Here is a 25,606-nt window from a genome sequence, read left to right as displayed (position 1 = left end):
GCATATCGGAACGTGCACCATTCGGTACAGCCGAATACGCACGGCCTTCTCGCCCCTTGAGAACGCCGACACGCGTTCACGGTGTGCGCCAGGACGCATTTCCGGATTGCGACGAGACATCACGATACATTCGCTTTTCGAGGACAGTCAGTCCGACCTGTCCTTCAGGTTCGGCGCAGAGGCCCGAGGGGGCGGGCTCACAGGACGCGCGAGGAAGGAGCACCGGGTGCGGGTTCGGGACCTCGCCGACGCCACCCCCGCGCGCCGTGACCGCTATGTCGACTTCCTGCGGGCGTTCGCCATCGTCATGGTGGTGCTCGGTCACTGGCTGGCCGTGATGATCACATTTCGGGACGGTCGGCTGGGCGGGGAGCACGTGCTCGCTGTTCTGCCGTGGACGCACTGGCTCACCTGGCTGTTCCAGGTGATGGGGATCTTCTTCCTGGTCGGCGGCTACGCCAACTCCGCATCCTGGACCTCGGCCCGTGGCCGCGGGGACAGTTACGCCGACTGGCTGGGGTCGCGTGCGGACCGGCTGCTGCGGCCGACGACGGTATTCATCGTGGTCGGGGTTGCGGTCGCCGCGACTGCCCGGCTGGCAGGCGTTGATCCGGGATTGGTGCGGCTGGCCGCCTGGGTGGTGGCCATCTCGCTGTGGTTCCTCGCCGTCTATCCGGTGGTCGTCGCCCTGACCCCCGCGATGCTGGACGCCCACCGACGCTGGGGCCTGGCCGTCCCGGCGGCCCTCACGGTGGCCGCGGCCGGCTTCGATGCCCTACGGCTGAGTACGGGCATCGACTACCTCGGTGCCGCCAACTTCCTGGTCGTCTGGCTGATCCTTCCCCAACTCGGCTTCGCCTGGCGCGACGGCACCCTGACCCGTCCTCCGGCCCGCCCCTGGCTGCTGTTCCTCGGCGGGTCGGCCGCGCTGGTCGCGCTGACGACGATCGGGCCGTATCCGGTCAGTATGGTCGGCGTGCCCGGGGCCGAGGTGCAGAACACCTCGCCGCCGACGGTCGCGCTGCTCTCCCTGTCCGTGGCCCAGACCGGTCTGGCCCTGCTGCTCGCCGGGCCATTGCGCGCCTGGCTGCGTCGACAGCGGGTCTGGATGGCGGTGATCGCCGTCAACGGGGGGATCATGACGCTGTTCCTGTGGCACATGGTCCCTGTGCTCGTGGCCGCGCTGGCGCTCTACCCGACCGGCATCATGCCCCGACCGGAGATCGGATCGGCGAGCTGGTTCGCCTGGCGGCCGGTGTGGGTGGCGATCTGCGCACTGGTGCTCGGGGTCCTCGTAGCGGTGTTCGCACGTTTCGAACGTCCGCGTCGCAGGGAGTCGCCGGCCACCCGTTCCGCCGCCCGGGCGGTCCTCGGCGCCGGCAGAGCTGCGAGGCGGCTCGCCGTCGTCCTGGTGCTGGTCGGCACGGCCGCGACCAGCGCCGGCATCATCCGGCTCACCGTCGGCGGCTTCCAGGACGCGGGGCCCGCGGGTGTCCCCCTGACGGCCCTGATGATCTACCTGACGGGGCTGGTCGCATTCTGGGCGGCGCGCCGCGTACGGACATCGCTCCCTGCGCCCGACGCCGCTAGGGTCTTTTGTTTGGATCAGGCCGGATCAGGGAGCGGGGTCTGGTGCCGTGGATCGCAAGGCGGAGGAGGGCGGCAGGGCGGAGCCCTGACAACCGACGACAACGCCGCGAGGCGCGGTGCCAGGGCCCGCGAGCCCGGCATGATCCAAACGAGAGGCCCTAGGCGCCACGAGTGACAGAGTCCGGCCGCGACGAACACCGGTCGACCTGCTGACGTCCTGAACGGCGACAAGCACAAGTGGCCACGCTGATGGCCATGTGCCTCGGCTGTCGGTCAGCATCGCGCCAGGCTTGCCCTACGCTGAGCCGATGTCCGACAACGGCGCACCACCGAACGGCTCGGACGCTGAAGAGCCTGACGTTGACGCGGAACTGCCCGCGACCGTGAGTATCGGCAAGGTTGTGTTGAGAAGGGTGGAGAGTCCTCCCTCGCTGGCCTGTTGGACCGGCTGCTTCCCGGAGCCGGCAGGCGCGGTCGAGACCGGGATGAGTCTGGTGACCGAGCCGGCCGCCCCGCCGGAAGAGGCCACCCTCCATTTCGCCCACGAGGTCGTGAGCCGTTTCGATGTCCTCGTCGACCAAGCTCTGGAGTACTGCCGCACCCGGCTCCGGGAATCGCACTTCGGACTCACACCCGAGGAACTGAGCTGGCTGGACCTTCCGGAGCTACCGCTGGCCGTTCCCGACGCAACCGTATGGGCCGACCGAACCTGGGCCATCCGCTTCGCGGAGAGCAGGCTCCGACTGGCGGACCCTTACGGAATCCTCGTGACGTTCGACGGAACGCGGCCTGTCGACGTCGAGGGCCTCGACGACGAGCAATGAACCGCTCGACGCGCCGTCGGACGTGTGTCCACGGTGTCCTGCGCGACGTCCTCGGCAAAGGGGCCACCGACCGTCGATCCACATGCCTCAACTCGTATGCAATGACACGGAGTTGCGACGACCCGGAGTGGCGATGAGCCGCGTGGGGAAGTCGTGAAGAGTTCGCCCACGCTTCTCGGTATTCGGTCGCGGCGGCGGAAAACTCGGAGAGCTCACTCGGCGCTTCCGAACAAGTCGGGCGCCAGCCATACGATGGGAGACGACCAACGATGTTCACTCTGGTACGGAGCAGAGTGCGGACCGCCGCGCTCGCGCTCTCGGCCGTCGCGGCCCTCGCCCTCGGCACGACTGCCACGACCGGCGCGGTGGCGGCCCCCGCTCTCGCCAAGCAGGGGCCGACCTCGGTGGTCTACATCGAGGTGAACAGCAACAGCATGCTCAACGCCGGCCAGTACACCCTTGCGGACGGTGGCGGCAACGTCTTCGACGTCGCCGTGATCTTCGCGGCGAACATCAACTACGACACGAGCACGAAGGCGGCGTATCTGTACTTCAACGAGAACGTGCAGCGCGTCCTCGACAACGCCGCCACACAGATACGGCCGTTGCAGCAGCAGGGCATCAAGGTCGTGCTCTCGGTCCTCGGCAACCACCAGGGCGCGGGATTCGCCAACTTCACGTCTCAGCAGGCGGCTTCGGCATTCGCGAAGCAGATGTCGGACGCCGTGGACAAGTACGGTCTCGACGGCATCGACTTCGACGACGAATACGCCGAGTACGGCAACAACGGCACCACCCAGCCCAACGACAGCTCGTTCGTGCACCTGGTGACGGCACTGCGCGCGAACATGCCGGACAAGATCATCAGCCTCTACAACATCGGCCCGGCCGCCTCCCGCCTGTCCTACGGCGGCGTCGACGTCTCCACCAAGTTCGACTACGCCTGGAACCCGTACTACGGCACCTGGCAGGTCCCCGGCATCGCACTGCCCAAGTCGAAGCTGTCACCGGCGGCCGTCGAGATCGGCCGGACCTCACAGAGCACGGCCGCCAGTCTCGCCCGTCGCACCGTCAGCGAGGGATACGGCGTCTATCTGACGTACAACCTCGACGGCGCCGATCGCAGCGCCGACATCTCCGCGTTCACCAGGGAGCTGTACGGCAGTGCCGCCGTCCGCACCCCGTAAGGCCCCCGCACGGACCGCGCCGTCGACAACGATGTCAGCGGCGCGGTCACCCTCGGGCGGTCCGCCGGCACTTGAATACCGGCCCGAGGACGACCGGATACAGTGCGCGAGACGACAGCCTGGCCGGAGAGGGGAAGCGTGACCGACACCAGCAACACCCGGCCCGCCGAGGGTGAAGCGCAAGCGCCGCGGCGGAGCCGACTGCACCGCCTGGTGCGCTACATCCCGCTGATCGCCCCCTTCCTGCTGTGGGCCGTGCCCTGCTGGGTGCTCCTGTACGCCGGCCAGCACTGGCCGCTGCCCGTCACGCTGGTCGGCACCGCCCTGTTCGCCCTCGGCCTCATATGTATGCCGCTCGCGATGGCACGCGGCCACGGCCGGCGCCAGCAGGACCGGGCGGCGATCGTCGGTGACACCCTGCTGGGCACCAGCTGGGTCCTGTTCACCTGGTCCGTTCTGCTGGGCGTCCTCTTGCGGCTCGCCCTGACCGTGGCCGGCGTCAGCGAGAGTCAGGACCGCGCCCGAATCGTCACGTGGGCCGTCCTCGGCGTATCCGCCGTACTGCTCGCCTGGGGGTACGCCGAGGCCCGCCGCGTGCCACGCGTGCGCCGACTCGACGTGCAACTCCCGCGGCTGGGTGCCGGGTTGGACGGCCTCCGTGTCGTCCTCATCACCGACACCCACTACGGCCCACTCGATCGCGCGCGCTGGTCGGCACGGGTGTGCGAGAGCGTGAACGCTCTGGAAGCCGACGTGGTCTGCCACACCGGCGACATCGCGGACGGCACGGCCGAACGCCGTCGCGCCCAGGCCGCCCCACTCGGTACCGTGCGGGCCACCCGGGCCCGTGTGTACGTCACCGGCAACCACGAGTACTACAGCGAGGCCCAGGGCTGGGTCGACCTGATGGACGAGCTGGGCTGGGAGCCGCTGCGCAACCGCCATGTGCTGCTCGAACGCGGAGGCGACACCCTCGTGGTCGCCGGCGTGGATGACGTCACCGCCGAGTCCTCCGGCCTGGCAGGCCACCGCGCCAACCTCGCCGGAGCCCTGAACGGCGCCGACCCCGACCTACCCGTCCTGCTCCTGGCACACCAGCCCAAGTTCATCGACCGGGCGGCAGCCGACGGCATCGACCTCCAGCTCTCCGGCCACACCCACGGCGGCCAGATCTGGCCCTTCCACCACCTCGTCCGCATCGACCAGCCCGCCCTCGCCGGCCTCAGCCGTCACGGCCCCCGCACCCTCCTCTACACCAGCCGCGGCACCGGCTTCTGGGGCCCGCCGTTCCGCGTCTTCGCCCCCAGCGAGATCACCCTGCTGGTGCTCCGCAGCCCGCACCTGCCCACCTCGCCGTAGCACTGGGCGGGCCGACACATCCGCCCGGAGGTGTCCGTGAGGTGAGGGGTGCGGCGTCGGCACATAACCGGGCCCGTCTCGCCGAGGACAAGACCCGGGCATGTCCCGGCGCTACGCGCCATCCGCGGTCACGCGCACCCTCGCGCCCCTACGACAGGCGGAGGCAACACCGGGAACTCCAACGCCTGTTCACGCCGGCCCATCGATAAGCCGCAGCATCTGCTCTCGCCCACAAGGTCGAGGCCGTCGCGAGACGTCTCCGGGGTGATCTCCGGAACGGGCCACTTGCGGTTCAGCGACAGGGACACGTCCCGCCACCACGGACGCGTAGGAAGGTTCCCGGCAGGCTCGAATGACTGGCCCGGGACGGGGACGGCGACGCCCTGTCCCACCACCTCGGCCGCGACCAGCGTCCACTCCCCCGGCTCGGCGCGGCGGCGTCGCGCATCGCAACACCGACTGGGACCGGTCCCGTTACTCGAAGCGACAGATGGATTTCACCTTCTGACCCCAACAATTGCCGTGACGATTCGTACAGTGGGACCGGTCCCAAGGACGGTAGTCCCATGTGAGTCGCCACATGACGGGACCGGTCCCTTCCTTGGTTCATCCGAAAGGTCGCACCATGCGTTCCCCTCTCCGCTTCAGGCGCGTCGCCGGCGGGACAGCCGCCGCGATCGCCTTGACCGTCGCGGTCACCGGCTGCTCCACCTCTTCGTCGCAGTCCGACGGTTCCGTCAAGCTCACCCTCGCCATGTGGGACCCGGAGCAGCAGGCAGGTGTTCAGAAGGCTGTCGACGACTTCGAGAAGGCCAACCCGGGGATCACCGTTGAGGTCGAGCAGGTTCCGGAGGCGCAGTACTACACGAAGCTCGACGCCTCCCTCGGCGCCGGTGAGGGCCCTGACGTGATGTGGCAGAGCTCGCTCGCGTCGCAGTACGTCGAGGGCGGTGCGCTGGAGCCGCTCGACAAGTACATCAAGGAGTCCGGGCTGAACCTGTCGGACTACCCGTCCAAGCTTGTCGACCTGTACAAGTTCGACGGGAAGCAGTACGGCATCCCGAAGGACGAAGACGTCTGGAGCTTCGTCTACAACACCGAGGTGTTCAAGAAGCTGGGCGTGACGGACGTTCCGACGGCCGACTGGACCTGGGACGACATGGTCCGGATCGCCAAGGAGCTCCGGGCGAAGCAGACCTCCGGCTCCGACTACCCGATGTTCAAGATGACCACGTTCAACGGCGGCGTGGCGGGCATCGCGCACCAACTCGGCGGCACCGTCGTCAAGGACGGCAAGGGAACGGCGTCGTCGTCCGAGGTCACCGAGGCGCTGGAGCGGATCAAGGAGCTCCAGGACGACAAGTTGATCCCGCCGGTCGCGGACTCCACCGACTTCCAGACTTCCTCGGCGCTGATCTCCGGCACCATCGCCATGACGGAGTTCCCCTCGTACTTCCTGTCGGACCTGACAAAGGCCGACGTGCCCAACGGCACGCTGCACGCGGTCCCGGTGCCCTCGATCAACGGCTCGCACGCCAAGGACACCAACGGGCTCTCGTACACCATGAACGCGAACTCCTCGCACAAGGACGCCGCCTTCGAGCTCATCCAGTACCTCACCTCGACCGAGGGCGCCAAGGCCCATGTCGAGGGCGGGTCGGGCTTTGCCGCCAACACCTCCAGCGAGGTGAAGGACGCCTACTACAAGGCGAACGACACGATCGCCGGCCTGAAGGAGGCGTACCAGCCGATGCTCAAGGACAACTACCTGCGCACCACGACGCAGTACCCGGCGACGCGCCCGAACTTCCCCCGGATCGAGAGCGCCGTGGGTGACTACTACGCCGGCAGGATCTCCGCGTCCGCCGTCGAGAAGAAGATCGACTCGATCCTCACGGACGCGCTCAAGTGAACCGCGCCATACTCTCGCGGTCTCCCGTGGCCGCCGAGCCGAGCCCGCGCAGCCGCTCTGTGCGGCGGCGCCGGCTCGGTCGGCGGGACACCGGCCTCGGGCTGCTGTTCCTGCTGCCGCTGTTCGCCGGTCTCCTCGTCTTCCGGTTCTACGCGTTCGGCTACAACGTCTGGCTGTCGTTCACCAAGGCCGGTGCGTTCGGTCCGCCGCGGTGGATCGGGCTGGACAACTTCAGGGAGATGTTCACCGACGAACTGCTCGGTGTCGCTCTGGTCAACACGTTCAAGTACTGCGCCTTCATCGTGCCCGGTGTGGTGGTGGTGTCGCTGCTGTGCGCGACGCTCATGACCTACCGGTTCCCCGGGCAGTCCGTGTTCCGTGCCGTGATCTTCCTGCCCGCTGTCGCACTTCCGACGGCCATGGTGTTCCTCTTCGGCTGGATCTTCCAGACCCAGTACGGAATCGCCAACGCCGCCATCAAGGCGGCCGGGGGGTCCCCGGTCAGCTGGTTCGGGAGCGCGACCGGCGTCACGGTCGTCGTGACGGTGGTCGTCGTCTTCCTGTCCTTCAGCGTCCCGACGATCGTTCTCTACGCCGGCATGCAGGACATCCCCCAGGATGTCTACGAGGCCGCCTCCCTCGACGGCGCGGGCCCGGTCCGCCGATTCTTCTCGATCACGCTGCCGCTGTTGAGCCCGTCGCTGTTCTTCGTCGTCCTCACCACCATCATCAGCACTCTCAAGCTTTTCGACGTCGTCTACCTCCTGCTGCCACCGGATCAGCCCGCCGCGGCGAAGTACGGAATCACCGCCGTGTACTACTACTACCAACTCGCCTTCTACGGCGTCGGACAGCGTGGTTACGCGTCCGCGGTGTCCATCCTGCTGTTCGTGATCATCCTCGCGGTGTCACTTGTTCTCTTCCGCCTGCAGCGACGCTTCGTGCACTACGGAGAGGACAGCTGATGCCGACCCTGAACCGTCCCCGCTGGTGGACCTACCTCCTGATCGCGATGGTCGGACTCCTGGTCCTCGCCCCGTTCGCCTGGATGATCTCCACGGCGCTCAGGAGCACCGGTCAGACCCTGCAGATCCCGCCGAACCTCCTGCCGTCCCCCGCGACGCTGCAGGGGACCAGGGAGGTCTTCGAGCGTCTCCCCTTCGGCACCCTATTGCTGAACACCGTGCTCGCCTCGGCGGGACGCGTCGTCGGAACGCTCGTCATCGCGATGCTCGCGGCCTACGCCCTGGCCGTGATCAAGGTCCCCGGCGCACGGATCATCCTTGTCACCATCCTGACGCTGATCATGGTCCCCGGCGACATCTTCATCATCCCGAACTACGCCATCATCTCCTCGCTCCACCTCACCAACACGATCGTCGCGCTGTTCCTGCCGAACATCTTCGACGTGTTCGCGGTGTTCCTGATGTACCAGTTCTTCCGCGCCATCCCCCGCGAACTCATCGAGGCAGCACGCATCGACGGCCTGTCCCACCTGCGCATCCTCGTGATGATCGTGCTGCCCATCGCCCGCAGCGGCATCGTCACCGTGGCCCTGCTGACCGTGCTGTCGGAGTGGAAGGATCTGCTCTGGCCGCTCGTCATCAACCGGTCGGTCGACAAGCTCCCCCTCGGACCAGGGCTCGCGCTGCTCCAGGGCACCTACACCACGGACTACAACGTCCTGATGTCGGCCGGCGTCCTCGCCGTGCTCCCGATGGTGATCATCTTCCTGCTGCTGCAGAAGCAGTTCATCGCCAGCGTCGCGCGGACCGGACTGAAGTAGCCGACCGGCCCCACCGCCCACACCCCGCCGCCCCGTGCCTTCGGGGAACCGCGCGCACAACGACAAGGACAGCACCACGTTGACCGACACCGACCCGCTCGCGCTGCTGGGCATCGCCCGCACGATCGCCGCCGAAGCCGGAACGCCGGCCGCAGCCATGCGCGACGACGGCATCGGCGTGGTGTCCACGAAGTCCGGCCGGCTCGACATCGTCACACAGGCCGACACCGCGGTCGAAGCCCGCATCCGCGGCCGCCTTCACGAACTGCGCCCCGATGACGGATTCTTCGGCGAGGAAAGCGGCGAAGCCGGCGGCAGCAGCGGCATCGTCTGGGCCGTCGACCCGATCGACGGGACGGTGAACTACCTCTACGGCTCCCCGTACTGGGCCGTCTCCCTCGCCGCGACCGCACCAGGACCCGACGGCACCAGGATCTCGGTCGCCGCCTGCGTCTACGCACCAGCGCTCGGCGCCGAGTTCACCGCGGCCGCCGGCCACCCGGCACACCGCAACGGGACGCGGCTGCGAGTCAACGACAACGTGCCCCAGGACAAGGCACTCCTCTCCACCGGATTCATGTACGACCTGGCTACGCGGCCCCGCGTCCTCAAGGACATCACCGCCCTCTCGTCACGCATCCGCGACTTCCGCATCGGCGGGGCGGCGGCACTCGACATCTGCGCAGTGGCGGAGGGCCGCATCGACGGCTGCTTCCAGCGCGGACTGCCGGTCTGGGACTACGCCGCGGCCACCCTGATCGCCGCCCAAGCAGGCGCCGACGTCCGTGGGCTCGGCGGCGGTGCACCTTCCTCCCCGCTGCTCATCGTCGCCGGCAAGGACCTCGCGGACACCCTCGAACCACACCTGGTGTGACTGCCGACCGCGCGGCTGTTCTCCCACTCCCACTGACCCACCACAAAGGACCCTGATGACCACCCCCCGCTCCTTCATCCTCTGCGGACACCGCGGAAACATGGCCGACGCCCCGGAGAACACGCTGTCGGGCTTTGCCAGCGCCGAGGGCGTCGGCGTCGACGAGATCGAGCTGGACGTGCGCACGACCGTCGACGGCGAGTTGGTGATCCTGCACGACCGCACCGTGCGGCGCACGGCAGCCGTGCGGACACCGTTCCTCGACGTGCCGATCGAGCGGCTCACCTTCGCACAGGTACGCGGCATCGACATGGGAACCGGCCAGCAGATCCCGACCTTCGCGGAGACCCTCGAATCGACCAGCGTCCTCCTTCAGGTCGAGATCAAGGCACCGAACGCGGCCCGCCCACTGGCCCGGTTCCTTGAGCAGCGCCCCGCGGCGGACCGGGACAGGTGCCTGATCACGAGCTTCGACCCGCTCTCCCTGGCGGACTTCCGGGACGAGTGGACCGGAGGGGCCCGGGGGCTCGCACTGCACATCCCGGACGTCACCGACAACTGGCGCGATCACGCGGACCGGCTCGAGCTCTCGACGGTCTACATCCCCGTGCCGCAGCTCACCCCCGCCCTCGTCGCGGAGCAGCACGACAGCGGGCGACGCGTCGCGGCCTCGCTGATCGAAGGCCCCGACGACGTCCGGCGGATCGTCGAGACGAACGTGGACGCCACCGCCTCCAACTCTCCGGCCTACGCCCGGCAACTCCTGGAGTCCAACGAGGAATTCGTCGCACGGTTCCCCTCGTTCCCGGCGGACCTCGCGAAGACGGTGTAGAGCATGATGCAGGTCTCCGCACCGCAGACAAGAGGGGCAGCAGCATGACCCATGAGCCACCCGGCCCGGACAACCGGCGAAGCCGCCGGCCCAGCACCATCCGGGACGTCGCCACCCTGGCCGGTGTCTCGAAATCGACAGCGTCCCGGGCCATCATGGGCCAGGGCGGCGTCAGTCCCGAGAACATGGAGAAGGTCCGGCGCGCGGTCGAGCAGCTCGACTACGTCCCCAACCAGATCGCGCGCAGCCTCAACGCCAGCTCCTCGGCCGTGCTCGGCCTGTTCCTGCGCCACACCCGCTCCCCGTTCTACGCCCACCTCGCCAGCGCGTTCGAGGAACATGCGGCTGTCGAGGGATACGAGGTCATGTCCCTGGCCTCCGGCGATCAGCCCGACGACGCCAACTACCGCTCGCTGATGCTCATGGCCGACATGCGCACCGCCGGGATCGTCGTCGCGGCGCCGAACGTCGACCCGCGCACGATCCGCCAGGTCGCGTCACGAATTCCCCTGGTGCTCGTCAGCCAGATGGGCCAGCCGTCCAACCCGGGCGTGCCGTACGTCGCCCCGGATCCGCGCGAGGGCGGCACGCTCATCGACCACGTCGCCGGCCTCGGGCACCGCTCGATCGCGCTGCTGTCCTTCTCGCCCGAACAGTCCCCGACGCAGTGGGCGCGGATCTCCTGGATGCGGGACGAACTCGAACACCGGGGCCTGCTCGCCGGCTTGAAGCGGATCGAGCCCGACCAGGACCTCACGGACGTGGTCGGCGAACTCCACCGGGCGGGTGCCACCGCGATCCTGTGTCCCCACGACTCGGTCGCCTTCGACGCCCTCGCCGCCGCAGCCCGCCAGGGCCTCTCCGTCCCGGGCGACCTGTCGATCGCCGGCTACGACGGTGTCCCGCCGTTCGACCACGAGGTCTTCGGTCTGACGACGTACCGCATCCCGGTCGAGGCCATGGCGGAGGCCGCCGTCAAACTCATCGACGACCTGGTCCACGACAACCATGTCGACGCCGGCGGCATCCTGCTGCGCGGAGAGCTGATCTCCGGCCGGACCGTTGGCCCACCCCCGGCCGGGCCGGACACAACCGACGCCTCCTGACCGGCCACCGTCCCCGGAACGACCTCCAGCGACACCCACTTCCTGCAACGGATCGTCCGGCACGTTCCTGCCGGTAGAAGGGGGCCTGCTCGCTGCCGGGGCGGAGTTCGGCCAGGCCGATGACGGCCCAGGTCCGCTTCGGCACCTTCATGGCCGGGGCGTCCGCGCGGAACTCCCCGGCATCGATAGTGACTTCAGGGGAGCAGGCGACGGCGGGCGCGTAGCCGACTCCGCGCTCTTCCAGCGCGGATCGCGGCTTTGGGCATGGACCCTGGGCTCGACGAGAGAGTCAGGTCTTGGGACTGAGAGTGCTTTCGGAGCGGAGTTTGCCTGCCTCGTCCAGATCGTTCAGCACGGCGGGCAGGCCGACGCGCAGCATCTTCCTCCGGACGTGACCCAGGATCTGGGTCATCAGGAGCCCGCCCGCACCCGTGAAGCCCGTGTGGTCGTAGGTGAAGCGCGTTCCTGTGCCGTGAGGTTCGATGCGGTAGGCGACCTCGGTGGTCTCGCCGCCGCCATGGTCGGTCCACGAATAGCGCAGCAGCCGGGGCTTGTCGACCTCCAGTACGACGCAGTCGACGATGCCGCTCCAGCCGGGCTTGGGCTTGGCGATGAACTGGAACCGGGCGCCGACGGTGGTGGTGAACCCTTCCGGGCGTGCCCCGGCCCCGGTCGCGGTCCACAGCGGTATGAGCCCGGGGTCGGTGACGGCATGCCAGACCTTGGCGGGAGAGTGCGGGTAGTCGCGGACGATGTGGATGGCGCTCATGGGACTCCCGAAGCGATCGGACGAACGACAGAAAGTACAGTCACTGAAAATTTACAGTAGCAGTAATTATGCTGCTGCTGTACTACCCTGTCGCCATGAACACGGTGGACTGGACGGCATGGCGTGCGCAGGCCGCGGAGCCCGGAGCGGAAGGGCTGCGGGAGCAGAAGAAGCGCCGATTGCGGCAACGCCTGTCCGACATCGCCACCGAGATGTTCCTGGAGCGCGGCTTCGACGCCGTCCGCGTATCAGAGATCGCCCAGGCATGCGGAGTCTCGGAGAAGACGGTCTTCAACCACTTCCCCACCAAGGAATCGCTCATCCTGGACCAAGGCGAGACCACGATGGCCGCCCTGCGCACCGGCTTGGCCGACGCAGACCACTCTCCGGTCGAGGCGGCGCTACGGATCCTCTCCGCCGAGTTGCGCGCCCTGACCTCCTGGATCGCCGCGCAGGACGACCCCAGCCACGCCACCGCCATGATCAGGCGCTTCGGCGCGCTGACCAGGTCCGCGCCCTCGCTGAGGGCCTACCACCGGGACATGACCGACCGGCTCATCACCGTCGCAGCCGAGGCGCTGGCCCGGCGCACCCGCACAAGCCCGGACGACCCGGAACCGCAGATCGCGGCAACCGCCCTGCTCGGACTGTGGTCGATCCAGTTCCAAAGCCTTGGGAAACACCTGGACGGCACCCGCACACCGACACAGATCCATGAGGCAGTGACTGCCGACGTCCGCCGCGCAGCCAAGCTCATCGACACCGGCCTGACCTCGTTCAAAGACGCCGCCCCGACCCGCACTTCGTCGCCCGCGGCGGCCGGCGGCGCGACCGCTCCCCCACCGGTGCGCTGCCCGCCCGGCTGACCGAAGACGACCTCGCCTACCCCACCGCCCTCCCCGCCCTGACGTGGTCACCTCGTTTATGGCCTCCGCCGAGGGCTTGAAGCGCCTGCGGACGTTCTCCGGCTTCAGTCCGCAGGTGGCGGCCCTCCGCCGCCCTGCTGAGCCATCCCGGCATCTCGGCCGGAGCCGTCGTCGCGCACACCGGCCCAACGGCGCAGACGTACCTGGAGGGTTACTACGCTTCGGCAGTTGCTGAAGGCCCCGGAACTCTGCGAGTTCGCCGAATCCGTTCGGCGAACGATCGCGGGAACGACGCACGAGTCCTCGATACGACGTCTGCCACGCCCAGGCCCAGCCCCTTCCCGGAAGGGCGGTCAGCTATGAACGAGACACTGCGCGTCCAGGCGCGGGAAACCGATGCCAACGAGATCACCGCGCTGCTTCAGCAGCCAAGCCGCTCCCTCGTGCACGACGTCGCGGGCTTCTTCCGCGATGCCGAGACGCGATTCATGGTGCACGTGCCCGAGGTGGCCGCCCGTACCGAACTCCCGAACTGGCTGGGCGAGGAGGGACTGGAGCCCCAGGGCGAATGGATCATCTTGCGACGTGGCGCCGAGCCGGCCCCGCCGCCCTCCACCGATCTCCGTTTCGGGAGCGTCGACCCCACCCACTACACCCGCTTCGCCGAAACCCTGTGCATCGGCTACGGCATGCCCGACGAATGGGCGCTCCTCGACGAAGGGCTCGCCGGACGCCCCGGCTGGCGGCCGACGAGTGACGGGCCCTTCGAGGCGGCGTGTCGGCCACCATGAGGGGGCTGCCGGTCGGGGGCGTGGTCCCCGCCGACCGCCATCTGCTGCCCAAAGTGCCGGACAAACGCCGCTGCTAAGAGCGAACGCAGCCAGTCGAGAGAGTGGCCGGCCTGACGCGGCACGATTGTCTCTGCCGCGGCGCTGCGCGCCATTCACGGTCACGCCGGCAGCTCAACCTCGCTCAGCCCTCGCCCACGAGGTCGAGGCCGTCGCGGGACGTCTCCGGGGTGATCTCCGGGACGGGCCACTTGCGGTTCAGCGGTAGGGACACGTCCTGCCACCAAGGACGGGTAGGAAGGTCTCCGGTGGGCTCGAAGGGCTGGCCCGGAACGGGGACGGCGACGCCCTGTCCGACCGCCTCGGCCGCGGCCAGCGTCCACTCCCCCGGCTCGGCCCACGCGTGGGTGGCCAGGTTGAAGGTGCCCCAGTGGATCGGCAGCAGCGCGCCGTGCGCCCGGCCGCCCTGAAGGTCGAGATGGGCGCGCACACCCTCCTCGGGGGTCATGTGGATGTCGGGCCAGAACTCGCTGTAGGCACCGATCTGGATCATTGTGGCGTCGAACGGGCCGTGCTCGGCCCCTATGTCCTTGAAGCCGTCGAAGTAGCCGGTGTCGCCGCTGTGGTAGATCCGGTGCTCGTCGCCGGTGACGGCCCAGGAAGCCCAGAGGGTGTGCTGGGTGTTGCGCAGGCCGCGGCCGCAGAAGTGCCGGGCGGGGGTGGCGGTGAGTGTGAGTCCGCCGACCCGCGTCGACTCGTGCCAGTCCAGCTCCCGCAGCCGGTCCGCGGACACGCCCCAGTGTTCGAGGTGGGCGCCGACGCCGAGGGGCACCGCGAACAGGGTGTCCGTGCCGGCCAGCGCCTTGATCGTGGGCAGGTCCAGGTGGTCGTAGTGGTCGTGCGAGATGACCACGACGTCCACGGGGCCGAGCGCGGCGAGCGGCAGCGGCACCGGGTGCAGCCGCTTGGGCCCGGCGAACGCGAACGGGGAGCAGCGCTCGCCCCAGACGGGATCGAAGAGCACCCGGTGCCCGTCGATCTCCGCGAGCACGCTGGAGTGGCCCATCCAGGTGAGCCGGAGCCCGGTGGCGGGCGGCCGGGACAGGTCGGCGAGGGTGGTGGCGTGCACCGGGACCGTGCCCCGCGGGGCGCGGCGGGGCCGCTGGTCGCGGTCGAGGAAGACCTTCGCGAAGTCCAGCATCGACCCGGAGGGCCGGGTCCGAGCGGGGCCTCCGGGGTTCTGGAAGACCCCGTCCTTGAAGTGGGGCGAGCTGCGGATGCGCGCCAGGCGGGCACCGCCCGGGTCAGCGCCGAAGGCCGCGGGCTGCAGCGCGCGGAGCCCGGAGCTCAGGGAACGCGAACCGGACACGGTACCTCCTGGTGGAGTGGGTGGAGTCCTCCATTATGGTCGGCCCCTCCGACAGTCCGGGACCGACACCGGCCGATACCGGCCGACACCGGCGGGCCGACAACGGCAGACACCGACGGGCACCGGCCGGCACCGGCCGGTGATTCAGTCACTGATGAGGCGGAAACCGCCGCGAGGAGACCCCATGACCGCTCCTCTGCGGCAGCTCGCCCGTACCGATCACCTCACCGCGGCGCTCACCCGTGAACTGGGCCTGGACCGGGAGGCGCTGGCGGCGAGCGGCCGGTGTGCCGGGGCGGAACCCGGTGCGGCCCCGCCCCGGCGGTTCAGGCCACGGAGGTGATGCGCGTCCTGATGTCGTCGGGGGACAGCGCGCCCTTCGCCGTCACATGGTCGCCCGAGGACTCGCCGCGCAGCCGGCGGCCGATCCACGGAACCAGATACTCACGGGCCCAGTGGACGTCGTCGCGGCGCACTTCGAGGGTGCCGCGCGGCGGGGCCGGGGGCCAGGGCTGTTCCGGGTCGGCCGGGACCTCGACGCCGAGGGCCTGGCCGGCCCGCAGCGCGACGCGGGTGTGCCCCTCGGGTGAGAGGTGGAGCCGGTCGTCGTCCCAGGCCCTGCGGTCCTGCACAGCCTTCAGGGACCACAGGTCGAGCACGGGACAGCCGTACCGGTCGGCGATGGCCCGGACATGCCCGTTGTAGGTGGCGATCCTGCCGCGCAGATGCTTGAACAGCGGCACGCCACGGGTGTCGAAGCCGGTCGTCACCATCACGGTGCCGGCCGCCGCGGCGAGTTGGGCCACGGCCCGTTCGAGGCGCTCGGCCACCTCGTCCGGGTCCGTGCCGGGACGCAGGATGTCGTTGCCGCCCGCACAGACGGAGACGAGGTCCGGCGCGAGTTCGGCCGCCCGCGGGATCTGCTCGGCCACGATCTGGTCGAGCAGCCGCCCGCGCACGGCGAGATTGGTGTATCGGAAGTCGCCCTCGGGCCTGCGGTCCGCGAGCAGGACCGCGAACCGGTCGGCCCAGCCGACGAACGCCCCGTCGGGGCCGGGGTCGCCCACGCCCTCGGTGAAGCTGTCCCCCACCGCCACGTACGACCCGATCACAGCTGTGTTGTCACTCTTCGAATCGTCTGCCACGTCGGCCCATGATTCCCCTTCCGATGTGACCTACGCGATCGTAGGAAGGGGTTGACGAACGGTGAGATATGACACTCGCCAAGAGTTTCCCAACGCGGGAATAGTCCGGAGAACGGGGGTGTTGCGCAGTGGATCACCGTGCCCGCCGGGCGGGGACGCCGAAGGCCGGACCCGGGGATCGGGGTCCGGCCTTCGGGGTGTGCGGGGTGCCGCCGTCGTCAGACGGTGACGCCGTGCGAGCGGAGGTAGGCGAGCGGGTCCACGTCCGAGCCGTAGTTCGGCGTGGTGCGGATCTCGAAGTGCAGGTGCGGGCCCGTCACATTGCCGGTCGCGCCGGACAGGCCGACCTGCTGGCCCGCGGCCACGGTCTGGCCGGCCGAGACGGACAGCTGCGACAGGTGGGCGTACTGCGCGTAGTGGCCGTCGGCGAGCTTGACGACCACCTGGTTGCCGTACGCGCCGCCCCAGCCCGCGGAGACGACCGTGCCCGCGCCGACCGCCTTGAGCGAGGTGCCGGTCGGGGCGACGAAGTCGACACCGGTGTGGTAGCCGCTGGACCACATGCTGCCCGACGCGCGGTAGCTGGTCCCGATCCGGGCGCCGTCGACCGGCAGGCTATAACCGGTGGTGGCGGTCTCGGTGGTACCGGTGTCCTGGGCGACCGGGGCGCTCTCGATCGACGTGTCCGACGACGACGGCGACGACTGCGTCGAAGGCCGCGCGGACTCGGCGGACGAGGACTTCGCGGACGAGTGCTCGCTGGAGGAGCGCTCGGTGGCCGAGGAGTCGGTCCCCGCCGCGGCCTGCTTGCCGAGCGTGAGCTTCAGGCCCGGGTGGATCAGCGACGGGTTGCCGCCGATGGCCGCGCGGTTGTCCTGATAGATCCGCTGCCAGCCGCCGCTGATGTCCTGTTCCTCGGCGATCTTGGCAAGCCAGTCACCCGATCGCACCGAGTACGTCCGGGTGCCGGAGCCCTCGGCGGCCGTCTTCTTCTCGGAGCCACCGGCGGCGGACTGGACGGTCTGCTGCGCGACGGCGCGGGGCGCCGTCTCGGGGGTGGCGGCGTGCGCCCCGGCGGCGCCGATGAGCGGCAGGGCCAGCGCGGCGCCGCCGGTTCCGGCGGCGGCGATGGAGCGGGCGAGGCGCTGAGACCTGGGGCGGCGGTGCTTACCCTTCGCGGGCATGACGAATTCCTCTCCGGCGCCTGCGAGGTGAGCTGTCGGGTTCGGGCTGGAGCTGCCCGGCCGCGCGTGGCGCGGCTTCACCCCTAGCCGTCCCGGAGACCGGGACAGGCGGTCGTGCCTGGTGGGTCCCCCGCTCCTGCCGTACACGGGTGAGTGGTGTGTCGGGGATCCGGGCGGCGGCAGGATTCGGCGTTCCGTCCGGATTGGTGGCGAACGTAAGCGAGCAGGACGCAAACGGACAAGGAGCGGGTTCACCCGGTGCGCGTTTCGCTTGATCCGCTGCGAGGATTCCCGGTCACCGTCCGTGCATTCCGACGCGGTGCGCTTTCTCAATTCCCGCGCGGAGAACGGGCATTACGTGAACATGACGGGCAACGCACCGTCACGGCTATGACGCTCCTCACCCCCCTCGCCACATAAGTAAGCAATTCCGACAGAAGGTTCAGATGCGACGCAGCCGAAGGACCGTCGCGTCCAGGTCGCCGCGGAGTCCGGCATGCAGTCCGTGGTGCAACAGCACGGCACCGCGATGGATTTCGCCCGTTTCGCGGCATTCGTACGATGCCGACGGGTCGAGCCCGCGCAGCCGCAGCGCGGGAACGGGCTCGCCGAACCGCTGGGCCTGGAGCCAGGCGAGGACGACGGTCTCGTCCCCGCGCAGATACTGCACGGCACTCAACCCGCCCTCGGGGGGCCGCAGCCGGTACAGCTCGCCGTGCTGCACCACGGGCCGGATCTCCTTGTACAGGTCCACCCAGCGCCGGGCCTCGGCGAGTTCCTCCTCGCTCCACTCGGTCAGATCGCCGCCGACCCCGAGGACGCCCGCCATGGAGCTGACGAAGCGGAAGCGCAGGCTGGTGGCCCGCCCGTTGAGCTGAGTGTTCGGACTGTCGGTGACCCAGGCGGCCATGATCCGCGCCGGATGGATCTGGCTGAAGCCGTGCTGGATGGCGAGCCGGTCGAGCGGGTCGGTGTTGTCGGAGGTCCACACCTGGTCGGTGCGGCTCACGATCCCGAGGTCGATCCGGCCGCCGCCGCCCGAGCAGGACTCGAAGGCCACGCCCGGATGGGCCGCCCGCAACCGGTCCACCAGGGCGTACAGGGCGCGGACGTGGTCGACCCACAGCCGCTGCGGGTACGGTTCGCCGGGCCAGCCCGCATCCGTGAAGCAGCGGTTGAAGTCCCACTTCACATAGTCGATGGGCGCGCCGGCGAGCAGCGCGTCGAGCCGCTCCCACAGATACTCCTGGACGTCCTCGCGGGCGAGGTTGAGAACGAGCTGATGACGCATTTCTGTCCGCTTTCGTCCCGTCTGGTACTGCACCCAGTCGGGATGCGCGCGGTACAGCTCGCTGTCGGGGTTGACCATCTCGGGCTCGACCCAGATGCCGAACTGCATGCCGAGGGCGTGCACCTGGTCGGCGAGCGGCTTAAGTCCCTGCGGGAAGCGGTCGGGGTTGGGCGTCCAGTCGCCGAGTCCGGCCCGGTCGCTGGTGCGGGCGCCGAACCAGCCGTCGTCGACCACGAACAGCTCCACGCCGATCGCCGCAGCCCGCCGGGCGAGCGCGGTCTGCCGCTCCTGCGCGATGTCGAAGTGCGTGGCCTCCCAGGAGTTGAAGAGCACCGGCCGGTCGCGGTCCGCGTCCGGGATGACGTACGCCCGCTGGTAGGCGTGCCAGGCACGGCTTGCACCGCCGAAACCGCCGTCGTTCCACAGCCCCGCGAAGACGGGGCTGGTGTACGACTCCCCCGGCGCCAGCATCAGCAGGCCCGAGTCGTCGTACCCGGCCCCGCCGGTGATCTGCACGCGCGCGTCCGGGAGTTGGGCGACCGCGATGCGCCAGGACCCCGACCAGCCGAGCGCGCAGCCGTACACCTCGCCGCGCTCCTCGGTGGCGTCGGAGTCCAGCGCCACCCAGGGCAGGTGCTGGTGCCCGGTGTGGCCGCGGCGGCTGCCGATGACCTTGTCGCCGTAGGTGAGCGGAGCGCTCGTCAGCCGGGACTCGGCGGCCCACCGGCCGTGCAGCTGGGAGAGCCGCCAGCCCTCCCGGTCGGGCAGCGTCCAGGTGGCCGCGTCGGCGCGGAGCAGTTCCACATGCGCCTCGCCCCGGTTGTCGAGGCGCACCCAGCGCTCCACCACGTCGCCGCGCATCCGGTAGTGGAGGGTGATGACCAGCCCGGCGTCCCGGAAGCGCAGCCGCAGCTCCGCGCCCTCGGTGTCGTACGCCTCGAAGGCCCACTCGGTGCCGCGGCGTTCGGGGGTGCGGACCGACAGCGCGGGCCGGACGAAGCGGGGGCCGCCCTCGACCGGGTACTCCTCGCGCCCGTCGAGCGGCGACTCGAAGGCCCGGTGGCCGGGCAGCGGACGTACGGCGAGCGCCTCGGCGTCGGCGAGCGCGATACGGGGACCCCAGTGCAGATGGAGCAGTTCACCGGCGTCCGTGAGGTGCAGCGCGTAACTGCTGCCCGGCCCGCTCAGCAGCCAGGTACGACCGTCCTCGGCGATGTCCGTCATCAAGACCTCACAAGTGCCCGCGGATCCGCTCACGCCGCAACATCATCAAGCGGCGGCGGGCCTCGGTGCAACGCCTGTGGACAACTCGTCGCCGGGGGAAAACCATGTCGTATGGTCGACAGCGTGCCCGCCGGCGAACCGCGTCGCGGGGTCCGACGCCAAGGAGCCTCCGTGACACAGCAGGTCCCGTCGACCGAACCCGAACTGGCCGGTGTGCGCAACTTCCGTGACGTGGGCGGACTGCCGACCGCGGACGGCCGGCGCGTGCGCCGCGGAGTGCTGTTCCGCAGCGGTCATCTGGCCCACGCGACCGAGACCGACGCCGCGTTCCTCTCCTCCCTGGGCCTGCACACGGTCTTCGATTTCCGCAACGCGGCCGACCAGAAGCTGGAGGGTCCTGACGTCGCACTGCCCGGCGTGCGGAACGTCAACCTGCCGCTGACCGACCCGGCGGACGGCGCCGAGTTCTGGACGATGGTCCGCGACGGCGACATCGGCCAGCTGCGGCAGCTCCTCGGCGACGGCAAGGCCGCGAACCGGATGATCGTCTCGTACCGCTCGATCATCACCGAGCGCACCACAGAGCACTCCCGGGTGCTGCACGCGCTGGCCGAGGACAGCGTCCCGGCCCTGCTGCACTGCGCGGCGGGCAAGGACCGCGCGGGCCTGTCCATCGCCGTGACGCTGCTGGCCCTGGGTGTGGAGCGCGACGCGATCCTGGCCGACTATCTGGAGTCGAACGCCAAGCACCGCCGCTACCGGGTGCACCGCAGCGGCAGCGCGGACACCGCGTACACGCCCGAGGTCATGGAACTGCTCAGCCCGCTCTTCGACGCCCGCGCCGAGTATCTGGCGGCCGCCGTGGAGACCGTCGAGCAGACCTGGGGCGATACCGACGCCTATCTGGAACAGGGGCTTGGGCTGGCGCCGGGGACCCGGGAGCGGCTGCGCGAGCGGCTGCTGGACTGACGGACGCTCACCCGGGGCCGCTCACCTCGCCGTCGTCCCGTCGCCGCTCACCCCTTGGCACCCACCTCGAACAGCAGATAGATGAAGCCGGCCACGATATGGCCGACGGCGATGTAGATGATCAGTCGGATCCACAGGGCACGAGGGAACTTCTCCTCCATGTCGCTCATGGCAGCTCTCCAGTGATGGGGCCCAGGCACAGTGCGGCCGTGGGACTCTGCAGCAGGGTGTGGACGAACAGGAGCTCCACCCCGTCCTGGTCCTCGGCGGCGAGGCGGTGCGGGGTCAGCGAGTCGAAGTGCGCGCTGTCGCCGGGCGCGAGGACGTGGGCGGTGTCCCCGAGGCGCAGTCCGAGCCGCCCCTTGAGGACGTACAGCCACTCCTCGCCGGGGTGCACGCGCACGATGTCGCCCTGCGAGCCGTACGGCACGCGGACGCGCAGCGCCTGCATACCGCCGCCGGGCGCACCGGCCTGCCAGTAGGTCCAGCCGCCCGCACCGGTCGGTTCCATGTCGGCGGCGCGTACGATCGCATCCGGGTCGGTGACGGTCTCCCCGAGCAGCTCGGAGACGGTCGTACCGTAGATACGGGCCAGTGCGAGCAGCATCGGCAGGGAGGGCTGGCGTCGCCCGGTCTCCAGCCGGGAGAGATGGGCGGGCGACAGCCCGGCGGAGCGCGCCGCCGCCTCCAGCGTGAGGCCGGCCCGGCGGCGCAACGAGCGGAGCTGGGGTGCCACCGCGGGCAGCTCGGCTTCGGAGGAGCTCATGCCTCCATTGAGCCGCAGGTTTGCCCCTGGGGCAAATTTCTTGCCTCAGAGGCAAACCCCCGGCGGGGCCGTCACCGGTTGGCCACCGCCTGCTTGATCAGTGTCTTGCCGAAGTCCCACATCAGACCGCCGCCGCTGTGCGCGTCGTCCATCACGGCGGTGAAGGCGTCCACGAACCGGTCCACCTCGGCCTCGCCGATGACCAGCGGCGGGATCAGCTTGATCACTTCCAGGTGGTCGCCGGAGACCTGGGTCAGGATCCGGTGCCGCTGGAGCAGCGGGACCACCACCATCTGCGCGAACAGGCCCTTGCGCGCGGTCTGCAGCATGGTCCAGCGGCTGCGCAGCTTGAGCGAGCTGGGCCTGCCGAACTCGATGCCGATCATCAGGCCCCGGCCGCGGACGTCGGCGAGCAGTTCGTACTTGTCGACGAGTGCGGCCAGCCGGGACCGCAGCTGGTCTCCCGTCGCCCGGGCGTTGGCGACGGTCTGCTCGTTCTCCATCACCGACAGCACGGCCAGCCCGGCGGCCATCGCCTGCGCGTTCGAGCCGAAGCTCGCCGAGTGCACGAGCACACGGTCCATGGACGAGTAGACCTTCTTGAAGATCCAGTCCCGGCCGAGGGTGGCGCCGACCGGCACATAGCCGCCGGACAGCGCCTTGGCCACACACACCAGGTCCGGCTCGACGCCGTCCTCGTGCTGGTACGCGTAGAAGTCCCCGGTCCTGCCGAGTCCCGTCTGCACCTCGTCGGCGATGAGCAGGGCCTTGTGCCGGTGCAGCAGGTCCTGCGCCGCGCGCAGATAGCCGGGCGGGGCCTCGTGCACGCCCTTGCCCTGGATCGGCTCGACGACCAGCGCGGCGACATCGCCCTTCGCCAGCTCCCGGGCCAGGGCGTCGAGATCGCCGAGGGGTACGGCCGTGTCGGGCAGCAGCGGGGCGAAGCCGTCCCGGAAGCCCTTCTCACCGTTGACCGACAGGGATCCGGTGGTCAGGCCGTGGAACGCGTGGTCGCAGTAGAGGATCCGCGGCCTGCCGGTGGCGAACCGGGCGAACTTCAGCGCGGTCTCCACCGCCTCCGTGCCGCTGTTGCCGAAGAACACCCGGTCCAGGTGCGGGCTGTGCGCGAGGAGCTTCTCGGCCAGCAGTCCGGGCAGCGGCTGGCAGTCGAACCGGGTCAGGTCGGCGAGCTGGGCGTCGAGGACGTCGTGCAGCGCCTTGCGGACGACGGGGTGGTGGCGCCCCAGGCCCATCACCCCGAACCCGGCCAGCATGTCCAGGTAGTCGTTGCCGTCCGCGTCCCAGAAGTAGGCGCCCTCGGCCCGCTCGTAGACCTTGTCGAAGCCGATGGTGTGCAGCATGCGCGGCAGCTGGTGGTTCAGGTACTTGGTGTGCAGCTCGTACCGCTCGGCTCCGCGCTCGGCCAGGAGGGCGCCGAGGTCGAACTCCTTGGTCATTCAGCCTTCTCCTTGACTGTGCCGTCGTCGTGCTCCCTGACGGCGAGGCTCGCGCCGATCCGTCCGGCGATCTCGACGGGGGTGAGACCGATGTCGGCCAGCACCTCCCCGCGCTTGGCGTGCGCGAGGAACTGCTCCGGGATGCCGAACCGGCGCACCGGCACGTCGACGTCCGCGTCGCCGAGCGCCAGCGCCACGGCGGAACCCACCCCGCCGGCCCGGCTGTTGTCCTCCACGACGGCCACCAGCCGGTGGCCGGCGGCGAGTCCGGGCAGATCCGGGTCGACGGGCTTGACCCAGCGCGGGTCGACCACCGTGCAGCCGATGCCGCGCGCCTCCAGCAGCTCGGCGGCCTGCAGACACACCGGTGCCATGACGCCGACGGCCACCAGCAGCGCCTCGGGCCGCTCGGCCCGGTGCAGTACGTCCATGCCGCCGACGCGGTCGACCGCCGGGATCCGCGGCCCCACCGACTCTTTCGGGAAGCGGACCAGCGTGGGCGCGTCGTCGACGGCGACCGCCTCCCGCAGCTGGGCGCGCAACTGGTCGGCGTCGCGCGGCGCGGCGATTCTGAGGCCGGGCACGACCTGGAGGACCGACATGTCCCACATGCCGTTGTGGGAGGCCCCGTCGACGCCGGTGACGCCGGCCCGGTCGAGGACGAAGGTCACACCGCAGCGGTGCAGCGCGACGTCCATCAGGAGCTGGTCGAAGGCACGGTTGAGGAAGGTGGCGTAGACGGCGACGACGGGGTGCAGCCCGCCGGTCGCGAGGCCCGCCGCCGACACGGCCGCGTGCTGCTCGGCGATGCCGACGTCCCAGACCCGGTCGGGGAAGCGCTCGGCGAACGCGCCGAGGCCCACCGGGTGCAGCATGGCCGCCGTGATGGCCACGACATCGTCCCGCTCCTGGCCGATACGGACGATCTCGTCGCCGAACACGGACGTCCAGGACGGCCCGCCCGACGGCGCGAGCGGCTCGCAGGTGAGCGGGTCCATCACGCCGACGGTGTGGAAGTGGTCCTCCTCGTGGGCCAGGGCGGGTTCGTAGCCGCGCCCCTTCTCGGTGAGGCAGTGCACGAGGACCGGCCCGTGGAAGCGTTTCGCGCGGCGCAGCGCGGACTCGACGGCCTTGATGTCGTGGCCGTCGATCGGGCCGACGTACTTCAGGCCCAGGTCCTCGAACATGCCCTGCGGGGCGAAGGCGTCCTTGAAGCCCTTCTTCGCGCCGTGCAGCGACTCGTAGAGGGTGCCGCCGACGACCGGGGTGCGCAGCAGGACGTCCTTGCCCCAGGCGAGGACCTTCTCGTAGGAGTCGGTCGTGCGCAGGGTGGCCAGGTGGTTGGCGAGTCCGCCGATGGTCGGGGCGTACGACCGCTCGTTGTCGTTGACCACGATGATCAGCGGGCGGTCCTTCGCGGCGGCGATGTTGTTCAGCGCCTCCCAGGCCATGCCGCCGGTGAGGGCACCGTCGCCGATGACCGCGACCACATGGCCCTTCTCGCCCTGCACCTGACGGGCCTTGGCGAGCCCGTCGGCCCAGCCGAGCGCGGTGGAGGCGTGGCTGTTCTCGATGACGTCGTGCGCGGACTCCTCGCGGGAGGGATAGCCGGACAGGCCGCCCTTGCCGCGCAGCTTCGAGAAGTCCTGACGCCCCGTCAACAGCTTGTGCACATAACTCTGGTGGCCGGTGTCCCACAGGATGCGGTCGACCGGTGACTCGAAGACCCGGTGCAGCGCGACGGTGAGCTCCACCACGCCCAGGTTGGGCCCCAGATGACCGCCGGTCCTGGCCACCGCGGTCACCAGGAACTCGCGTATTTCTGCGGACAGTTCACCGAGTTCCGCCTCGGACAGCCCCTTCAGGTCGCGTGGTCCCCGGATGCTCTCCAGAATCGGCACGCTCGGCCCCCTCTCGGTTCGCGCTTGGTCAACTCACTGTCACTGCAGGTGTCCCCGTGACGGCCGGGGCACCCGATGCGGCGCCGTCCGCCTCCATCTGCTCGGCGATCTTCATGGCCTCCTCGATGAGCGTCTCGACGATCTTCGACTCGGGAACGGTCTTGATGACCTCACCCTTCACGAAGATCTGCCCCTTGCCATTGCCCGAGGCGACACCGAGATCGGCCTCCCGGGCCTCACCGGGACCATTGACCACACAGCCCATGACGGCGACCCGGAGCGGCACTTCCATGCCCTCCAGGCCGGCCGTGACCTCGTCCGCCAGCTTGTACACATCGACCTGGGCGCGCCCGCACGACGGGCACGAGACGATCTCCAGACGGCGCTGGCGCAGGTTCAGCGACTCC

At 69.7% G+C, this 25,606-nt stretch carries 23 protein-coding genes, 1 pseudogene and 1 riboswitch; of the genes and pseudogenes, 14 read left to right on the top strand and 10 right to left on the bottom strand.

The features are described 5' to 3' along the window. Positions 1-226 precede the first annotated feature (226 nt). The 10 genes from CTZ28_RS23915 (at position 227) to CTZ28_RS23865 (ending at position 11,470) form a co-directional block, all read left to right on the top strand. Positions 227-1,765 (top strand): acyltransferase family protein, encoded by a 1,539-nt coding sequence (locus CTZ28_RS23915; protein ID WP_220795393.1) that lies wholly within the window; start codon positions 227-229, stop codon positions 1,763-1,765. A 133-nt stretch (positions 1,766-1,898) separates the two neighbouring features. Then, positions 1,899-2,414 (top strand): hypothetical protein, encoded by a 516-nt coding sequence (locus CTZ28_RS23905; protein WP_147481191.1) that lies wholly within the window; start codon positions 1,899-1,901, stop codon positions 2,412-2,414. A gap of 269 nt (positions 2,415-2,683) precedes the next feature. Then, positions 2,684-3,601, top strand: a complete 918-nt coding sequence (locus CTZ28_RS23900; RefSeq protein ID WP_121891736.1) for an endo-beta-N-acetylglucosaminidase H — start codon at positions 2,684-2,686, stop codon at positions 3,599-3,601. Between the two features lie 138 nt (positions 3,602-3,739). Continuing rightward, the gene (locus CTZ28_RS23895) at positions 3,740-4,960 is read left to right on the top strand and encodes a metallophosphoesterase (RefSeq protein WP_121891735.1); all 1,221 of its coding nucleotides are present in this window, start codon (positions 3,740-3,742) and stop codon (positions 4,958-4,960) included. Positions 4,961-5,585: 625 nt separating this feature from the next. Then, positions 5,586-6,872 (top strand): ABC transporter substrate-binding protein, encoded by a 1,287-nt coding sequence (locus CTZ28_RS23890; protein WP_183154551.1) that lies wholly within the window; start codon positions 5,586-5,588, stop codon positions 6,870-6,872. Beyond that, complete coding sequence (locus tag CTZ28_RS23885; RefSeq protein WP_121891733.1) at positions 6,869-7,837, top strand: carbohydrate ABC transporter permease; 969 nt, start codon at positions 6,869-6,871, stop codon at positions 7,835-7,837. The genes CTZ28_RS23890 and CTZ28_RS23885 overlap by 4 nt, the downstream gene beginning before the upstream one ends. Next, the gene (locus CTZ28_RS23880) at positions 7,837-8,658 is read left to right on the top strand and encodes a carbohydrate ABC transporter permease (protein WP_121891732.1); all 822 of its coding nucleotides are present in this window, start codon (positions 7,837-7,839) and stop codon (positions 8,656-8,658) included. Before CTZ28_RS23885 ends, CTZ28_RS23880 begins: the two co-directional genes overlap by 1 nt. A gap of 79 nt (positions 8,659-8,737) precedes the next feature. Further along, on the top strand, positions 8,738-9,532 hold the full coding sequence (locus CTZ28_RS23875; RefSeq protein ID WP_220795392.1) for an inositol monophosphatase family protein: 795 nt from the start codon (positions 8,738-8,740) through the stop codon (positions 9,530-9,532). A 55-nt stretch (positions 9,533-9,587) separates the two neighbouring features. After that, a complete protein-coding gene (locus CTZ28_RS23870; RefSeq protein WP_121891731.1) occupies positions 9,588-10,364 on the top strand; it encodes a glycerophosphodiester phosphodiesterase in 777 nt (258 codons plus the stop codon). Between the two features lie 44 nt (positions 10,365-10,408). Further along, a complete protein-coding gene (locus tag CTZ28_RS23865) occupies positions 10,409-11,470 on the top strand; it encodes a LacI family DNA-binding transcriptional regulator (RefSeq protein WP_121891730.1) in 1,062 nt (353 codons plus the stop codon). A gap of 289 nt (positions 11,471-11,759) precedes the next feature. Here the strand turns inward: CTZ28_RS23865 and CTZ28_RS23860 are convergent, their stop codons facing one another. Continuing rightward, on the bottom strand, positions 11,760-12,239 hold the full coding sequence (locus tag CTZ28_RS23860; protein WP_121891729.1) for an SRPBCC family protein: 480 nt from the start codon (positions 12,237-12,239) through the stop codon (positions 11,760-11,762). 95 nt (positions 12,240-12,334) lie between these two features. On the opposite strand from CTZ28_RS23860, the gene CTZ28_RS48560 reads away from it, so the two are divergent. Together CTZ28_RS48560 and CTZ28_RS23850 are read left to right on the top strand one after the other, a co-directional pair. Beyond that, positions 12,335-13,105: a TetR/AcrR family transcriptional regulator gene (locus tag CTZ28_RS48560; RefSeq protein ID WP_121891853.1), complete on the top strand. Its 771-nt coding sequence runs from the start codon at positions 12,335-12,337 to the stop codon at positions 13,103-13,105. A gap of 359 nt (positions 13,106-13,464) precedes the next feature. Then, entirely contained in the window at positions 13,465-13,896 is a 432-nt protein-coding gene (locus CTZ28_RS23850) for a hypothetical protein (protein WP_121891728.1), read from the top strand. 181 nt (positions 13,897-14,077) lie between these two features. Here the strand turns inward: CTZ28_RS23850 and CTZ28_RS23845 are convergent, their stop codons facing one another. Next, positions 14,078-15,262, bottom strand: a complete 1,185-nt coding sequence (locus tag CTZ28_RS23845) for an MBL fold metallo-hydrolase (protein WP_121891727.1) — start codon at positions 15,260-15,262, stop codon at positions 14,078-14,080. 184 nt (positions 15,263-15,446) lie between these two features. On the opposite strand from CTZ28_RS23845, the gene CTZ28_RS47170 reads away from it, so the two are divergent. Continuing rightward, positions 15,447-15,605, top strand: coding sequence for a hypothetical protein (locus CTZ28_RS47170; protein ID WP_183154550.1), 159 nt, complete (start codon positions 15,447-15,449; stop codon positions 15,603-15,605). Here the strand turns inward: CTZ28_RS47170 and CTZ28_RS23840 are convergent. From CTZ28_RS23840 to CTZ28_RS23830, 3 genes are all read right to left on the bottom strand, one after another. Further along, complete coding sequence (locus CTZ28_RS23840) at positions 15,589-16,374, bottom strand: SGNH/GDSL hydrolase family protein (RefSeq protein WP_121891726.1); 786 nt, start codon at positions 16,372-16,374, stop codon at positions 15,589-15,591. The genes CTZ28_RS47170 and CTZ28_RS23840 overlap by 17 nt on opposite strands. A gap of 251 nt (positions 16,375-16,625) precedes the next feature. Further along, positions 16,626-17,591 carry a M23 family metallopeptidase gene (locus tag CTZ28_RS23835; RefSeq protein WP_121891725.1) on the bottom strand — a complete coding sequence of 322 codons (966 nt, stop codon included), beginning with the start codon at positions 17,589-17,591 and terminating at the stop codon, positions 16,626-16,628. Between the two features lie 4 nt (positions 17,592-17,595). Beyond that, a riboswitch (cyclic di-AMP (ydaO/yuaA leader) is annotated at positions 17,596-17,753 on the bottom strand. A 280-nt stretch (positions 17,754-18,033) separates the two neighbouring features. After that, positions 18,034-20,106 carry an alpha-galactosidase gene (locus CTZ28_RS23830; RefSeq protein ID WP_121891724.1) on the bottom strand — a complete coding sequence of 691 codons (2,073 nt, stop codon included), beginning with the start codon at positions 20,104-20,106 and terminating at the stop codon, positions 18,034-18,036. A 171-nt stretch (positions 20,107-20,277) separates the two neighbouring features. On the opposite strand from CTZ28_RS23830, the gene CTZ28_RS23825 reads away from it, so the two are divergent. Continuing rightward, positions 20,278-21,075, top strand: coding sequence for a tyrosine-protein phosphatase (locus CTZ28_RS23825; RefSeq protein WP_121891723.1), 798 nt, complete (start codon positions 20,278-20,280; stop codon positions 21,073-21,075). A 47-nt stretch (positions 21,076-21,122) separates the two neighbouring features. Here the strand turns inward: CTZ28_RS23825 and CTZ28_RS23820 are convergent, their stop codons facing one another. From CTZ28_RS23820 to CTZ28_RS23800, 5 genes and pseudogenes are all read right to left on the bottom strand, one after another. Continuing rightward, the gene (locus tag CTZ28_RS23820; protein ID WP_121891722.1) at positions 21,123-21,245 is read right to left on the bottom strand and encodes a DUF6126 family protein; all 123 of its coding nucleotides are present in this window, start codon (positions 21,243-21,245) and stop codon (positions 21,123-21,125) included. Next, on the bottom strand, positions 21,242-21,841 hold the full coding sequence (locus CTZ28_RS23815) for a helix-turn-helix domain-containing protein (protein WP_121891721.1): 600 nt from the start codon (positions 21,839-21,841) through the stop codon (positions 21,242-21,244). Before CTZ28_RS23815 ends, CTZ28_RS23820 begins: the two co-directional genes overlap by 4 nt. A gap of 71 nt (positions 21,842-21,912) precedes the next feature. Then, the gene (locus CTZ28_RS23810) at positions 21,913-23,298 is read right to left on the bottom strand and encodes an aspartate aminotransferase family protein (RefSeq protein ID WP_121891720.1); all 1,386 of its coding nucleotides are present in this window, start codon (positions 23,296-23,298) and stop codon (positions 21,913-21,915) included. Further along, positions 23,295-25,199: a 1-deoxy-D-xylulose-5-phosphate synthase gene (gene dxs, locus CTZ28_RS23805; RefSeq protein ID WP_121891719.1), complete on the bottom strand. Its 1,905-nt coding sequence runs from the start codon at positions 25,197-25,199 to the stop codon at positions 23,295-23,297. Before dxs ends, CTZ28_RS23810 begins: the two co-directional genes overlap by 4 nt. Before the next feature lie 28 nt (positions 25,200-25,227). After that, positions 25,228-25,606: pseudogene (locus CTZ28_RS23800) on the bottom strand (flavodoxin-dependent (E)-4-hydroxy-3-methylbut-2-enyl-diphosphate synthase); the annotation flags it as partial.

This window comes from Streptomyces shenzhenensis, from assembly GCF_003688995.1.
Taxonomy (GTDB): domain Bacteria; phylum Actinomycetota; class Actinomycetes; order Streptomycetales; family Streptomycetaceae; genus Streptomyces; species Streptomyces shenzhenensis_A.
This window is presented reverse-complemented; position numbering and strand designations above follow the sequence as displayed.